This window comes from Desulfosporosinus fructosivorans, from assembly GCF_004766045.1.
Lineage (GTDB): Bacteria > Bacillota > Desulfitobacteriia > Desulfitobacteriales > Desulfitobacteriaceae > Desulfosporosinus > Desulfosporosinus fructosivorans.
In genome coordinates, this window is record NZ_SPQQ01000018.1 from 49,924 (window position 1) to 65,383 (window position 15,460).

12 protein-coding genes and 1 rRNA gene are annotated in these 15,460 nt (G+C 40.7%); 1 reads left to right on the top strand and 12 read right to left on the bottom strand.

Translation table 11 applies throughout. The features are described 5' to 3' along the window. Positions 1-38: 38 nt before the first annotated feature. From E4K67_RS26735 to xsc, 7 genes are all read right to left on the bottom strand, one after another. A complete protein-coding gene (locus tag E4K67_RS26735; protein WP_243454643.1) occupies positions 39-2,402 on the bottom strand; it encodes an FtsK/SpoIIIE family DNA translocase in 2,364 nt (787 codons plus the stop codon). Positions 2,403-2,555: 153 nt separating this feature from the next. After that, on the bottom strand, positions 2,556-3,251 hold the full coding sequence (locus E4K67_RS26740; RefSeq protein WP_135552364.1) for a ClpP family protease: 696 nt from the start codon (positions 3,249-3,251) through the stop codon (positions 2,556-2,558). Positions 3,252-3,509: 258 nt separating this feature from the next. Beyond that, entirely contained in the window at positions 3,510-3,833 is a 324-nt protein-coding gene (locus E4K67_RS26745) for an SCP2 sterol-binding domain-containing protein (protein ID WP_135552398.1), read from the bottom strand. A gap of 61 nt (positions 3,834-3,894) precedes the next feature. After that, complete coding sequence (locus tag E4K67_RS26750) at positions 3,895-5,538, bottom strand: thiamine pyrophosphate-binding protein (RefSeq protein ID WP_135552366.1); 1,644 nt, start codon at positions 5,536-5,538, stop codon at positions 3,895-3,897. 61 nt (positions 5,539-5,599) lie between these two features. Continuing rightward, complete coding sequence (locus tag E4K67_RS26755) at positions 5,600-6,865, bottom strand: MFS transporter (RefSeq protein ID WP_135552368.1); 1,266 nt, start codon at positions 6,863-6,865, stop codon at positions 5,600-5,602. Between the two features lie 14 nt (positions 6,866-6,879). After that, a complete protein-coding gene (locus tag E4K67_RS26760) occupies positions 6,880-7,818 on the bottom strand; it encodes a 3-hydroxyacyl-CoA dehydrogenase family protein (RefSeq protein WP_135552370.1) in 939 nt (312 codons plus the stop codon). 94 nt (positions 7,819-7,912) lie between these two features. Continuing rightward, entirely contained in the window at positions 7,913-9,649 is a 1,737-nt protein-coding gene (xsc, locus tag E4K67_RS26765; RefSeq protein ID WP_135552372.1) for a sulfoacetaldehyde acetyltransferase, read from the bottom strand. 195 nt (positions 9,650-9,844) lie between these two features. Here xsc and E4K67_RS26770 point away from each other — a divergent pair, with 195 nt between their 5' ends. Further along, positions 9,845-10,753 carry a LysR family transcriptional regulator gene (locus E4K67_RS26770; RefSeq protein ID WP_158408586.1) on the top strand — a complete coding sequence of 303 codons (909 nt, stop codon included), beginning with the start codon at positions 9,845-9,847 and terminating at the stop codon, positions 10,751-10,753. Between the two features lie 185 nt (positions 10,754-10,938). Here the strand turns inward: E4K67_RS26770 and E4K67_RS26775 are convergent, their stop codons facing one another. From E4K67_RS26775 to rrf, 5 genes are all read right to left on the bottom strand, one after another. Continuing rightward, positions 10,939-12,180 (bottom strand): acyl-CoA dehydrogenase family protein, encoded by a 1,242-nt coding sequence (locus tag E4K67_RS26775; protein WP_135552376.1) that lies wholly within the window; start codon positions 12,178-12,180, stop codon positions 10,939-10,941. Between the two features lie 27 nt (positions 12,181-12,207). After that, a complete protein-coding gene (locus E4K67_RS26780) occupies positions 12,208-12,609 on the bottom strand; it encodes a MerR family transcriptional regulator (protein WP_135552378.1) in 402 nt (133 codons plus the stop codon). Between the two features lie 239 nt (positions 12,610-12,848). Continuing rightward, positions 12,849-14,153, bottom strand: a complete 1,305-nt coding sequence (locus tag E4K67_RS26785; protein ID WP_135552380.1) for a DUF4179 domain-containing protein — start codon at positions 14,151-14,153, stop codon at positions 12,849-12,851. Further along, entirely contained in the window at positions 14,150-14,674 is a 525-nt protein-coding gene (locus E4K67_RS26790; RefSeq protein WP_135552382.1) for an RNA polymerase sigma factor, read from the bottom strand. The genes E4K67_RS26785 and E4K67_RS26790 overlap by 4 nt, the downstream gene beginning before the upstream one ends. A 686-nt stretch (positions 14,675-15,360) precedes the next feature. Continuing rightward, positions 15,361-15,460 (bottom strand): 5S ribosomal RNA (gene rrf / locus E4K67_RS26795); the annotation flags it as partial.

Genomic DNA, 15,460 nt, shown 5'->3' on the forward strand with positions numbered 1-15,460 from the left:
TACATATCTATCATAAATGCTACAGCAGGATTATGCAACTAGTGAGTAAGTTCATCGGCCCATTGGCCAAACTTTATTTCAAACTGCCCTCTTGTCATAAGAACCTCTCGTGGTTTAGAGCCTTCATATCCCCCAACAACCCCTTTCTCCTCGAGAAAGTCCATCAAACGTGCTGCACGCGTATACCCAATACGTAAGCGGCGTTGTAAAAGAGAGACAGAGGCAGTTCCACCTTCTATGAAAAGTTGAGCAGCCTGATAAAAGAGTTCATCTTCCATATCTTCTGTTTTGGCGTTTCCTAGCTCTATGTCAGGAATTTCTCGGTATTCAGGTTTGGCCTGATTCTGTAAAAATGTGACGACATTTTCCACTTCTTTATCACCTAAATAACATCCCTGTACGCGCAGCGGCTTACTCGAGCCCATCGGGTAGTATAACATATCCCCTCGCCCTAATAATTTTTCCGCTCCGTTCATATCCAGAATGGTCCTTGAATCCGTTTGAGACGAGACCCCAAAGGCAATTCGGGAAGGTATATTTGCTTTAATAATTCCAGTGATTACATCAACTGAAGGGCGTTGAGTCGCAACAATCAGATGAATCCCTGCTGCACGAGCCATTTGAGCTAGTCGACATATCGCATCTTCGACATCCCCCGGTGCAACCATCATTAAATCAGCTAACTCATCGATGATCACTACGACATACGGTATCGGAGGCTGATCCTCCTTCTTTTCTTGAGTGCGCAAAAAGTTGTATCGGACGATGTCTCTAACGCCAGCTGCTGCAAACAATTCATAACGGGTCTCCATTTCTGTCACAATCCACTTTAACGCACCTGCTGCTTTCTTGGGATCTGTCACAACCGGTGCTATCAGATGAGGAATCCCGTTATAATTAGCCAATTCAACTCTTTTTGGATCAACCAACAAAAACTTCACTTCATCCGGGCGCGCCTTAAACAGGATACTGTGAATTAAAGTATTAATACACACAGATTTTCCAGAACCTGTAGCCCCAGCAATCAACAGATGGGGCATTTTCGTTAAATCTGCGATCACAGGTGTCCCCGTAATATCTTTACCTAAACACATCGCCAACTTACTCGTAGTCCCTTGAAACTCCGGAGTTTCTAAAACTTCTCGAAAGTGAACCATGGCTACTTCTTTATTGGGCACCTCAATACCTACGACTGATTTCCCAGGAATGGGTGCTTCAATCCGTACATCTGCAGAAGCTAAGCTTAGAGCGATATCATCCGCCAGATTTGTTATTTTACTTACTTTTACACCTGGAGCAGGTTGCGCTTCATAACGTGTAATGGCAGGGCCTTGAGTAACCTGTGTCACTTTTATCTTCACACCAAAACTAGCCAACGTCTCTTCTAGTATTTTTACATTATCGGCTAAGTCCTTATTAAGTCTGGGATTTTTCAGCTTCAAGGCTTTATTCAATAACGAGACTTGAGGAAGCTGAAAATTCCCATCTTCCCTGGTCTGACGAGAAATGGGTGTACTTGTCACTTTTCCTGTCGGAACAATCGTATTAGCTTGCGATCCTCCGAACATTTTTTCAAACCCTAACTGACCCTTCGGAGCGGTAGTTTCCGCCGGAAGATCAGGATGATCTTCAAGGGTTTTGATGACCAGCGGTCGTTCGACAACATCAGGGTCTAGAGCACGGGTTTGCCCCTTTGATGGGGTCGTCATTTTCTTAGGATTTTTATCCTCTACTTTAAGATTGACCTGCGAAATAGAGTCCTTCTCACCACTGTCATCATCTTCAGTATTCTTTAATACATCAATGAAATCATGCATTTGGAGTTTCATCCATAGTCCTGATTCTTTTCCCACAAGACTAACTTCCTGTACACCACGGATCAGGGAGCGATTTGTGATCATTAGGGCTCCCATAAAAGCACCCATAATTAAAACAACATAACTCCCAGGTATACCAATCGTTGTTTTTAATAGAGCCAACACCCCAGCACCGACAATGCCACCACCGTGTCCAAGCTTTCCTTCATTAAAGATATCAGTCCTAGAAAATCCCTCTATACCTGATAACTGTAAATGAAGAATCCCAAGGAAAACAAGCCAAAGCAAAATTGCCCCCACAACTTTGGCTCCCAAACGGGGAATACGCTGGTTAAGATAAGCAAGACCCCAAGCTCCTATCATAATGGGAATCCAAACCTTTCCACCCCCAGCCAGAACTGTCAAAAGCCGTTTAATTTCTCCACCGACCACGCCACTTTTATCGGAGTATAGCGCGACTATCCCTAAGCAAGCCATTCCAACCACAAAAACTCCAATGACTTCATTGCGTATGGTCTCTTTTAAAGTGCTTGCTCTCGTATTCACCAGCACATTCTTCTTGCGGCGTTTTTTTGTGATCGCCACAGAACAATCCCCCAAACATTATTTTTTAGTTATATAGTATAAATTCCACAAAAGAGACTGTTTTACCTTTTTTTTTAAAAAAATACGCGCAAAAAACTTAGCGACGTTTAATCACGATAAAAGCGGCTTTCGCCGCTTTTTCCAATAGAGAAATTATTCTACCATACCTAAGGTTATTAAGTTATCGAGTTCTTTAAAGGCTTCCTTCACCCCTCCTACAGCCTGGATTAATCCAGCATCAACCGCTTCTTGTCCTATAAGGATTGTTCCAATATCCTGGGCTAATTCTCCAGTCTTGAACATGAACTGTTCTAATTTTTCTTTACTTATTTCCGAGTGCGAGTAGATAAATTGATCAATCCGTTGTTGCATTTTTTGCAAATAATCAAACTGTTGATGTCCATTGATCACCAACCCAGTATACCGAATCGGGTGAACAGTCATCGTTCCCGTAGGTGCTATTAAACTCTTTGTGCAACTGACTGCAACTGGGATTCCAATACTATGACCTCCGCCAAGCACTAACGAAACAGATGGTTTACTTAGGCTACATAACATTTCTGCAATCGCCAACCCGGCTTCAACATCTCCACCGGCAGTATTTAAAATGACAAGAATCCCTTCGACTTTTGGATTTTGCTCAACTGCGAGCAGTTGTGGAATGATATGCTCATATTTTGTAGTCTTAGATTGGGGAGGCAAAATTTGATGCCCTTCAATTTGTCCAATGATGGTTAAACAATAAATTCTTTCAGTAGCATCAGGAATTTTAATTTGCCCTAAATCATTTAGATTAGATAAGGGACTATTATTTACTCCCTCTGGTAATATCGTTTCATTAGAACGCATGGATTAAACCTCCTTTAAAATAAGCCAGGAACCTCAATATGTTAACCTTTTTTTAGAGGTCAACACTGAATATACATTCTTTCAGAGGTTCTCTTTTATTATGGAGGTTTATTCCGAAAATCATACGAAATTCAAGTTTTACTTCCAGGGGGCTCCAATTGAGGAAACAACGGATATTCAATAGACAACCAATCACGGGTGCACCAAAGAGATTACCTCTGTATTTCAGTTGAGAAAAATAGACGCCCCTCAAAACTATTATTGATATTGCTTCACTACTTCTAGAAGCCTAAACGCCTTATCTAATTTACCTTCAACCTTTACACTACCTGTCATAAAGGCCATTGTAGTATTCAAGTCACCTTTCAGCAATTTTGAGTAATTATTATCAGAAATTATTAACGTTATTTCTGGTGTATACGGATTGTCTTCAAATACTGTAATACTACCATCTTTTATGACCATTTGTATGGGTCCACTTTCCTTTAGATTCACCTGGAATGCTAAATCTTTTGACTCCATATGACCTGGATCCGCATTCATTTTCTCACAAAATGCATATATCTCATCTTTTACGCTCAACTTAAAATCCTCCATTTTCCAGTCTATTATGTAATATTTTCTTTCTTTGATTATAGCTTCCTTATCTTGGTGGTCCAATTTCTGGATCTGTGACAACATTCACACAGGCAGGCTTACCGGAAGCCAACGCTCTATCTATAGCGTTTCCTACTTCGTCTGGGTTCGTTACGAATTCGCCATAGCCACCAAGATCCTCGACGATTTTCTCATAGTGTACTTGTTCTCTGAGATGTACACCAACGAATTTTGATTTTCCATTTGACTTTTTTGCTTCTCCTCTTTTAATCATTCCCCACATACCGTCATTAAGGATTACAGTGGTGATATCAAGACGATAACGCATACAGGTATCATATTCCATTGCTCCATAACCGAATGCGCCATCGCCGGTGACCATGATTACTTTCTTCTCTGGATGAGCCAGTTTAGCCGCAATAGCATATCCCATGCCAACTCCCAACGGGCCATAACTTGTACCTGCAATCGAAAGCGTTTGTCCAGGACCATAGGCTGGAATAGCTAAGGTTGCCCAAGTAGCTGTATCTCCTCCATCGATTACCACTATTGTGTTTTCGTCAACTCTCTGTGCAATTTGGTTCATCAGGTGTACAGGATGAATGGGCGTATGCTTTGCATCACACATTTGGACAAAAAAACCTGCAAACTGTTGTTTTACAGCATTAATATATCCAATCCATTCTGGGTAACCACCTTGACTGATTCTATCAGTGAGCTGTTTAAGAACTTCTCGGGCATCGCCGTTTATGCCGATGGTAATATCTAGCTGATTGCTGAGCTCGGCAGCATCGATATCTATGCGGATAATTTTCATATCTTTACGGAAAATTTCACGACTCAAGGTGAAGCCAGGTCTTGTGCCAATTACTATAGCCAGATCACTTTCGACCATGGTTGCTTGTAGAATAGGGTGATTATACCCAGGGCTTACGAACAGGGGATGGCTGTCAGGGACACAACCCCTTCCTGCATTACGAGTTGCGAATGGTAGGCCTGATTTTTCAACGAATTTTTTTAGTTCATTGTGAGCCTGTGCAAACCAAACTCCAGAACCTGCAATAATCATGGGCTTTTTAGCCTGCTGAATCAGTTCCAGTGCACCTTTAATGCTTGCCGGATCTCCCTGCGGTTTACTATCTAGGCAGTAGTTTTTCTGAAATTCCACTGTGGAGAAGTCAACTTCTGTATCCATCAGATCTCTCGGAATCTCTAGATAAACTGGTCCAGGTTTGCCATTCGTGGCATGAGCAATTGCTCTTCCTACATATTCAGGTATTCGTTCCGGTTCTGTTACTGCTCTGGCATGTTTGGTCATACTTGCTACAATTGCCATTTGGTTAAAATCCTGGAGTTCATTACGGTCATTTTCTGTAACTCTGGCCTTTCCTGCCAGATGCATTACGGGAATTGCTCCGACAAATGAGTTAGCCATGCCAGTCACCATATTAGTAAACCCAGGACCTGCTGTTCCTGTACATACTCCTATTTTACCGGTAGTCAACGCCCACCCTTCAGCTGCAAAGGATGCTGTCATTTCATGACGTACGCCGATGAATTTAATTCCCAGTTCTTCGCATCTCTCCATTGTAGGGTAGATATGTCCACCAGGGATTCCGAAAAGATATTTAACCCCTTCTTTGTTAAATACCTCTGATACGAGGGCACCTGCTCTACATTTGTTACTCATAGATAGAACCTCCTTAATTTTGTTTAAGACAATAGTTCAAGCTAATTATTTGGTTACATCTTTACTTCCTGCTGACCAGTCCGTTGTTCCATTTTTTGGTCTCAGGCAAGAATACAAGGATAAACATAAGAGATATTAACGGCATAAGCATGGCAATACTTACAGCATGACCAATTGACATACTCACCGCTAGTAACCCTATCATACTAGGTACAAGAATCTGACCTAATCGTCCGATAATATTGTTACTCCAAGCCGTTGCATTAGCACGTAGTTCCGTAGGGAATAATTCATTGGTAAGGGTGGAAGCCACTATAAGAAATGAGTTAACAAAACCTGCAGCAATCATTCCAAAAATAATTACTGTGTAGAAATTTTGAGCATTGAACTGCACGATAGTTGCAACTACTCCTACGGTGATAATGACTAGAGCAGCGCCTTTTCTACCCAGCTTATCCAATAGTCTTCCATTTAGATTAATAATAACCATACCTGCTAATGTCTGGGACAATATCGTTATGCTAACCATGCTGGGTGTCCAGGAAAGTTCCATCACCAAACGCATGGTTAAGAAATTTAATGAACCTTTGATTCCAAAATACATGAATAACCATACTAAAGCCATGACCAAAACATATTTTGTATGAGGCTTTCTCCATACGGCGAAAAAATCTTCCTTGGGCTGTTTTATTCCCGCTTTTTTCTGTTCCTGAAGCTCCTGGAAAGCCTGGGTTTCCTTTAGATTCTTTCTAAAGATAACTGCGGGAATTAGTGGAAGGGCGCCTATAAGATACAAAGCCCTCCAGGTAAAACCGAGCTTAAGGACTAAGGGAAGAAGCAAGGCTATAGTCAGTGCTCCTAAAACCGCTGTCATCTGGTACATACCGCTTACTTTTCCAAGGTTTTCTGTGGAAAATTCCTCAGCTAAAATGGTATACCCAACCGACCAGCAACCAATTAAGAATACTCTTGCTAATAACTGTACAGCGATAATTGTATAAATATTTGGTGCAAATACTGTCAATAGACTGCAGATAGAGTACAGATACACACAACCAAGAAAAATCGGACGTCTCCCAACCGTATCCGCCATTCGGACAATAAAGAACGCCCATAATGCACCTATCCCGACTAAAGATAAAGCATAACCTACTATTTCGGTTGTCAGATGAAATTCTTTTGTAATATAAGGCAGAACAAAGTTAAGGGCTGCGTCATCGAACCCTTCGAAGAATATTCCAAGAATCAATATCGGCCACATTTTTTTCTGACTGTCCGTCATTTTGAACTTTTCCTTAAGTACAACCGAAGATTCTTTGGTGTTCATACCTGTCACTCCCCTTATTGATCACAAGGTTTGTATTTATTCCAAAGCTTAAGTTGCTCAAGCAGAACTGTCTGCCTTTTCTGTGTCACTTCTTCTCCTTTCCCTTGATCGTACTTATAAAATCCTTCACCACTTTTGATACCTAATTTTCCTTCCCTCACTTTATCTGTAACTATTTTAGGTGTACTGGTATCGTTGCAGAGATCCGGGAAAATTATATTATTCACAAAAGCTACCGTATCAAGTCCTACAAAATCCATAGTATTGAACATCCCTTGCCAAGCTGACTTGAAGCCAATTGCCGCCATGCTAGTTTTGTCCAAATCTTCCGCAGATACTACGCCTTTATCCAGAAGATACAGGGCCTCTCTGGTCATAGCTAACTGCATACGATTCACCAAGAATCCTTTGATAAATCCATTGACAACTATGGGTGTTTTGCTGCACATTTCTAATTCTTTCTTTAGCCATTCAACTGCTTCTGTATCTGTTTTTTCATTCCTTACCAGTTCAACAAGAGGAATAATCTGGGGGGGATTGAAAAAGTGAGCTACAAAGAACTTTCCTGGCCGAAAATCCGGAAACATCTCCGGAAGGGGCAATGAAGACGTATTACTCACTATAATGGCATCCTCATCACATAGCTTATTTAAAGTTTCGAAAAGTTGTTTTTTAATATCCATCCTTTCGGGTACAACCTCGATAACTAATTTAGAGTTCTTTACAGCTTGTTCCAACGAAGTAGTAATTTCGAAACTAGACATATATTGACCAGCATCCTTCTCTATAATGTCCATCGACCTCATGGTTTTAAGACTGTCATAAATACTTTCTTTGCCAGCCTCCAAAGCTTTCTGCACAAGATCCGTAAGTACCACTTCATGCCCGCCCATTAACCATATTTGAGCAATGCCTGGTCCCATAACCCCTGCTCCAATCACAGCAACCTTCATACTCTATTCCCCTTTCTCTAATTCTCATGTGTAACACATCTCCAGAACTAACCATGTATGAGAATCGAATCGATTCGCTTCTCTTAAGTCAATATCACCAGTTACTTACATCGAGTTTTTGATACTTAGGAAGTAGACGAGTTGGCATCTGCAACGCATCTTTTCTGAACGGTGGTGCTAGCTGGGTGCCATCACAGACAATTTCTAGAACAAATGGTTTACGTAAGCTTAAGGCTCTCTTTAATGCAGGTCCAACTTCTTCTGGTTTTTCTACACGGATTCCTTCAGCCCCCAATGCAATGGCAACTGGTACAAAGCTTACTGGATTAGGAATTTCCGTCCCCACAAAACGGTTATTATAGAAGTCTACTTGATTTTTCTTTTCAGCACACCAAGCTCCATTTCTAAAGACAATGGCAACTACAGGTAAGCTATGCTCTACAGCTGTACTTACTTCGTGCAAACTCATGCCCCATGCTCCATCCCCTACGATACATACTACAGGTGCCCCAGGGCTAGCCATTTGTGCCCCTAGTGCTGCTGGGTAAGAAAACCCAGTGTTACCAAAGGTAAGAGCTGCAATGTGCTTGCCCTCTCCTTTAAACTCAAGATAACTGTTTGACGTGGAAGCGACGTTACCAATATCCGTGGCGACTATCGCATTTTCGGGCAGAGCCTTCTGAATTTCTAACAAAGCACGGCGGGGATTAATTGGTACGCCATCAACCATGGCCAATGAAACAAGCTCATTTCTCCATTCCATAACACGCACTTTAATTGTCTCCATACGAGCTTGATCTACTTTCGGAGTAGGAACTTTTGCCTCCAATCGCTTAAGGATCTCAACAGCAGCTTCCTTAGCGTCACCGATAATACCCACTTCCACTGGATGTGTACGAGCAAGGTTCCTAGGGTTAATATCGACTTGAATAATCTTGGCACTTTCCGGAAAGTAATTGATATCATATTGTGGCAAAGTACCAAAAACGGATAACCTTGTTCCGAGAGCGAGGATTACATCTGCCTCTGCCAGCGAATTCATGGCTGCTTTAGTTCCCATGTAACCAATCGGTCCAACCCAGAGAGGATGGTCACACGGAAACGCATCGTTATGCATGTAAGTGCATGCAACAGGAGCCGTGAGAAGTTCAGCAAGTTTTGCCACAATATCAGTGGACTTGGTATCCACAACCCCGCGACCAGAGACAATCACGGGTTTTTTAGCTGAGAGAAGAATTTCAGCTGCTCTATCAAGAGATTCGATAGAACCACAACCTCGGTTGTCGACACGGTATTGGTGTGGCTCTAAGATTTGTTCTTCAATCTCGCCATAAAAGTAATCGCGAGGGATATCATAAAGTACGGGTCCACGTTCTGCATAAGCAATGCGGAAGGCAGTTCTTAAACAATCAGCAACGCGCTTCGGATGAGGAACTTGGATGGTAGCTTTCGTAATGGCTTTAAAGATTTGCACAGTATCAGCTTCTTGGAAGCCATCCCACCCAATAGTTGGAGTACCCGCAGACGGACAAATGATGACCATCGGAGTGTGTGCCGAGTTAGCGGCAGCGACAGAGGTAACCATGTTGGTGATTCCTGGACCATTTTGCCCGATGATTACACCACACTTCCCTGTAACACGACAGTAAGCATCTTCCATATGACCGGCGGATTGCTCGTGACGAACCGGGATGAATTTAATTCCAGCTGTAGGAAATAAATCAAGTAGATCCATAAACGCAGAGCCAAGAATACCGGTTACATGATCAACGCCTTCGGCTAACAATGTCTCGCAAATTGCTTCACTGGGTGTCATTTTAATTTTTGCCACTTCTTTAGTTCCTCCTCTTAGTTCAATTTAAAACTTTGTCGAAAATTCTAAATTGTCTAACTTCACTGTTCTTAGTATTATCATATAGTTCAAGAATATCTTTGTACAATTGATTCTGTGTATCCATCTAGATAAGCATTTGCCGTTGTTATATAATTAGACATGTCTATGAGAGGTGCAAGGAGGGTCATTTACATGCGCTTGGAACAATTGTACTATTTGTGTGAAATTGCCAAAAACAAATCAATCTCCTATACTGCTGAGCTCGTCCATGTTAGTCAACCTGCTCTAAGCAGCGCCATTCATAAACTTGAAGCAGAGCTTGGAGTTAAATTACTTAATCGTTTACGACAAGGAGTCTACCTAACAGAGGAAGGGAAGAAAGTTGTAAAGACCGCAACTGAAATATTGGCCAGCCTAGAACAATTGGAACATGATCTAACATTATCCAAAGAAGCAAATCACACCCCTAGCGGCAGTCTGACTCTTTATACAACTCAACAGTTAGGTAATACTATATTATCCGTGGTACTAACCGATTTTTATGAAAAATATCCTCAGATATGCTTAAATTTAAAAGAAACTAACTCCTTGCAAGTGATTTCCAACTTTCAAGCTGATAATTGTTCTCTTAGTTTTATAGCAATATCAGATGATATTTTAAAAAAATATTCCAAAGTGCACGAAAAGGGAAATAACTTCGTTTTTGAAAAACTTCGTGAAGGGAAATTATACGCTGTGGTAGGCAAAGAGCATCCTTTGACTAAACAGCAGAATGTCTCTTTAGAAGAAATAATTAAGTATCCCATAATTATTGTTGAGAACGGATGTATCCCCTACACCGAGATGCTAAAAAAATATGGTGACCCCAACATACTTGTTCATTCCGATATTTTTGCTTCTTCCTCGGACTTTATAACTAAAGGGTTCTGTGTGGGACTAGCATCCTCTTTTTTTATTATTCCTGATACTCATTTTGCTTACATTCCAATTAGCGATAATATAAAAGTATCTCTCGGCCTAGTTTGGCGTGAAAACTACGATCTGGATCTCATTCAACTGCAATTTATTAATTTTTGTGTCGAAGCATTTAAGAAGAAATAACCACAATTCGGTGTTCGATGTGCTAGTGTCGGAATTGTGGTGTAATTGATAATCAACCAACAGCCTGGATTTATTCGAAATAAGTCAAAAGACTACCTCAATATGTTAGAGGTAGTCTTTTGACTTATTTACCTGGTTGACGTAATGCCCGTCCCGAATTGCTGTTCAGTGAAGAACGAAAATAATTACTCATAAACTTTTTCGTCTATAAGATGGGCATTGGGAGCATCATCTTCCCAATCACGTTGACAATCCTGCTTTCTACCAGCAAGTTCTTTGTAATACTCATGTTGAATAATAAGATTCATTATTTCGTTCGTTCCCGTCCAGATCATAATCAATCGAGTGTCTCTCAGCATCCTCTCGATTGGATATACATTGGTATATCCAATACCGCCCATAATCTGCATAGCTGCATTAACGATAGTCCAACAGGTTTCGGTGGCAAATTTCTTGGCTTCTGAAACAAGACGACGGGCTCGAGCAGATTCGACACCAGCATCAACTGCCAGCGCAGCAGTGTAAACGAGGGCCATGGCAGCATCAATCTGAGTAATGCTGTCCGCCACTTTAAAACTTACACCTTCAAACTCTTTAATCTTCTGTCCAAAAGCCTTACGTTTCGTACTATAACGTGCTGCAACTTCCAAGGCTGCCTTAGCAATTCCCAGAGCACCTGCTGCGCTGGTCATCCTCTCGGGAATCATCATCTGATAGAAAATAGCCGCAGCCCCATGCTCGACTCCAAGTAAATTTTCCATGGGCACTTTAGTATCACGGAATACAACGCGTCCTGCTCCACCGCCCCGGGTACCCATTAAACCATAGACATGTTCCACCTCAACCGTTGAGCTCCGTTCAACCAAAAATGCGCTGATACTTTGATGGGGAGGAGCATCATCCCTAGTCTTGGCGTAAACCATAAAATAGTCCGCGCCTTCTGCACCAACAACAAACCGTTTTTGGCCATTCAAAATATAGTAATCGCCTTCTCGCCTTGCTACAGTAGTAGTACCAAAAAAGTCAGATCCCCCTCTGGGCTCCGTCAGCGCCTCAGCAGTACAGATTTTCCCTTCCAAGGTTGGTTTCAAAAAGCGATTCTTTAAATCCTCACTACCAAATTTATTAATAGCCTCACCGACAATAGAAGGTAGGGAGTAAAGACAACCTAAACTAGTACCTAAAGTACCGATCTCCACAATAGCAAGCACTTCTTCTGCCCACCCTAATCCTCTTCCACCCATGGTTTTGGGGAACCGCAGGCCAAGTAAATTTGCCTTCGCCAGTGATTCAATGTACTCCTTAGGGTAGATAATCTTATCTGCATCCATGTCTAATACAAGTTGTTTGGGAACTTGTGTACGTACAAATTCTGAAGCTTCATGGACCAGAGCTTTTTGTGTCTCATTAAGTAAAAAATCGAACATCTCTTCCATCCAGTTTAACTGGATGATTCACCCCTTTTTAAGTAGATTTAAGCGTTCTACAAACCTAATATGATACTCCAATATTTCCTCTCTCATGACCTTCAAGTCCTGTAACATCTCGTCAATTGCAGTTAAGCGTTGCTCGCCATAGGCGATAACTCGTTGAAGTTGTTCTCTTTCCGTGGGATCCTGATCATATAAATCAATCATTTCCTTAATTTCGGCTAAAGAGAAACCAAACCGTTTTCCTCTCAAAATTAACTTTAGCCGAGCACGTTCTCGCGCACCATAAAGTCTCTGAGCAATATCCTCATGGCGAATAGGTTCAATCAAATCCACCTCCTCGTAATAGCGTATCGTTCTTGGCGTAATCCCTAGTTCTTCCGCTAGCTCAGAAATAGTAAAAATTGGTCCCGCATTCTCTATCATTTGTTTTTCCCACCTAATATGTATCTCTAATTTTTTACATAATTATAACACCAGTTAACGTTAAGGTAAATTAAATAATAGAACTTATTTTTTATCTACTACAGAAATAAAAGCAACCAGGAGCCTAGCGGCAGCTCCTGGCTATCTACAGGTCATGAAACATCTTCAACTTGGGGTTCCATCGCTTAAACACTTTCAGTTTTAGTTTCATTCCATTTGCTGGGCTCAAAGAATAAATATTATTTCACTCGAACATCAATAATCTTGTTGTAATTCTTAGCATAAGTCATTCTTTGAACAAACAGTTCAAGATTTTCTCCAGCACCAAGAAATCGCAATGTTCTTTTATGAATAATACTTCCATCTATTAGTTTGTCATAATTATCATTGATAGTTTCTTCAAGGGAAACCTTCACCCCGTCTATCATGAGATACAACTTCGTTATGATTAGGCTTTCTTCGCTACTTACGGTAATAAGCGTTTCAGCTTTGGTTTGTGAAATTTCATGAACCTCTACTCTTTGATTTGAAATTTCTAAAACCTGATTTCTCTGTGTAGTTTTTAGTTTGAAGTTTTCATTCACATCATGATCGGCTCCAAAACTTACAAGCTCAATTTGTAACTGCTTCAAATCTAAGGGTAAGGCATCAAAATCACTATTAAACTTCATTCCCTTTAGATCTGTAGTCATTCCTCCGCCTTGTACAGCAATTTCATTCCCATTAGCAATCAGCTTAATCTCAAAACTACTTGGCCTAAAACGCTCGCCACTTAAGTGATCCTTAACTAATCCGAAAATACTTTGAAATGAACCTTTAATTACCGTTTTGGTTGGGGACGCAAGAATTGAATCAATCATAATCTCCGTCTCATCGACTTGAATTAGTTGGTTCAAGTTACTCTTTAATGAATGACCCATTGCCGTATTTCTATTCAGAGAAAAGTCAATTTGCCCCGACTCAAGTTTTCCTTGCTCATATAACCCAAATCTAAAGCTAAGGTTCCTTTCAAAAGGAAATGGTGGGGCAAAGCTTGAAATATACTTAATCTGAGTTTTATCCACATTAATTTTCCCTTCAGAGCTACTATGTCTATATTCTCCCCAAAATCCTTTTACTGACATATACGATAAAAGATCATAGTCTTCAACGAAACCTGAGGGATCTTTTATCGTATAAAAAAGCAAAAACTGATTTTCATCCAGCATAACATAGTCCAGAGTTAATGATACTCCGTTGTTAAAGGTATGGCTTTTCCCAATTGTCTGTCCTTTACCAAGTTCATTTAACTGTTGCAATGTTCCATTCATTATTTGTTCATATCCAAGAAGTTGCTTGCCATAAAAGGCAATGACATCATAGTTAGAGGTTAACATTACTAGAGTTACGATCATCGCAGCAACATAAATTCTTACTCTACCTTTAAAAGAGGAAGCATGTTTTCTCGTTAAAGCATCACGAAGCCGTGCTTCTAATTCATCAGGTACTTCAAGTTGATCTATTCTAGCCTTATTAGCTCTTAGAATATCCTCAATATCATTCATCCGTTACCCACCCCCATGCTTAGCTTTAATTTCTGCATCCCCGTGTGAATTCTTGATTTAACCGTTCCTAAGGGAATTTTTAAAACTGTGGCAATGGACTCGTAATCCATATCTAGATAATAGCGAAGTTTCAAAACTTCTTGATATTTTTGATTTAGCCTCGACCAATGACTTTCGAGAATAATTTGATCTTCCTTAACTCCAAAAGCTTCATCGTATGACCCCTCAGGAACATCATTGAGAAACAGAACCTTGCTATTTCTTCGCAAATTATTCTTACAACAATTCACTAAGATAGTTTTACTCCAACTGTAAAAAGCGTGTTCATCCTTCAACTTTTTAATGTTTTCATAGACCCTAAGAATCATGTCTTCCATTATATCTAAGGCGTCATCATGATTTTTCATATAGACGTAGGCCAATCGATAATAATCTTGTTTCTGTCTCATGATTAGGTTAATTAAAATTTCTTTATCTCCAGCTTTCGCGCGTTTTACCATTTCAATTATTTCCTGTTCCACCCAATTCACCTCACTTCTATACCTAAGAGTCTTAAGTATTATAAAAAGTTCTTTTTTTTGCATGCTTTTTTTCAAAGTCAACTTACGGAACCCTGACGGGGTACAACAAAGCTTGCATATCAAAAAGTAAATTGATCAACATTCCCATATTGTTCCATATTTTAAATCATATGCATATTATGTACTATCTCATACAAAGGAGGAAAAGCATATGGCATTCGGTGGTTTTGGAGCTGATTCCGGAAAAGGACATGGCTTTGGTGCAGGAATTGCTGCAATTGTTGTAATTATTCTTCTTCTTATCGCAATGGGGATTGTATTCTAAATTTAGAAAGGAGGAACTTTAATGTACGGTGCAGGTGTAGGTGGATACGGATATGGCGGTGGTGCTGGCGTTGGTGTCGGTGCAGGGATTATCGCAATTGCAATTTTGATTCTTATTGCTTTGGCCGTTATCTTTTAGTATCGACTAACGTAGTGATAATTCGTTCTCTCGCTTCTATTTTAGTAGTAACATTATATATGGAAGGCAGATCCTTAGCCTGCCTTCCTTTATGCCCAACATAAATGGCGACTTATGACGCAGGCTCCAGCAGTGTGGATGAACGGATGGAACCCCAGCCCCATATTAGAGTATAACTCAACACAAAAAAGCTATCTCCTAAGAGATAGCTTTTTGCTTGTTTACCTGGCGATGACCTACTTTCCCAGGGGCTTGCGCCCCAAGTATCATCGGCCCTGGAGGTCTTAACTTCCGTGTTCGAGATGGGAACGGGTGGAACCCCT

Bases quoted from the DNA above. Each gene is read 5' to 3' on its own strand.
- E4K67_RS26740 (WP_135552364.1), bottom strand. From the start codon at position 3,251: ATGCGTTCTAATGAAACGATATTACCAGAGGGAGTAAATAATAGTCCC.
- E4K67_RS26750 (WP_135552366.1), bottom strand. From the start codon at position 5,538: ATGAGTAACAAATGTAGAGCAGGTGCCCTCGTATCAGAGGTATTTAAC.
- E4K67_RS26755 (WP_135552368.1), bottom strand. From the start codon at position 6,865: ATGAACACCAAAGAATCTTCGGTTGTACTTAAGGAAAAGTTCAAAATG.
- E4K67_RS26760 (WP_135552370.1), bottom strand. From the start codon at position 7,818: ATGAAGGTTGCTGTGATTGGAGCAGGGGTTATGGGACCAGGCATTGCT.
- E4K67_RS26770 (WP_158408586.1), top strand. From the start codon at position 9,845: ATGCGCTTGGAACAATTGTACTATTTGTGTGAAATTGCCAAAAACAAA.
- E4K67_RS26775 (WP_135552376.1), bottom strand. From the start codon at position 12,180: ATGTTCGATTTTTTACTTAATGAGACACAAAAAGCTCTGGTCCATGAA.
- E4K67_RS26780 (WP_135552378.1), bottom strand. From the start codon at position 12,609: ATGATAGAGAATGCGGGACCAATTTTTACTATTTCTGAGCTAGCGGAA.
- E4K67_RS26785 (WP_135552380.1), bottom strand. From the start codon at position 14,153: ATGAATGATATTGAGGATATTCTAAGAGCTAATAAGGCTAGAATAGAT.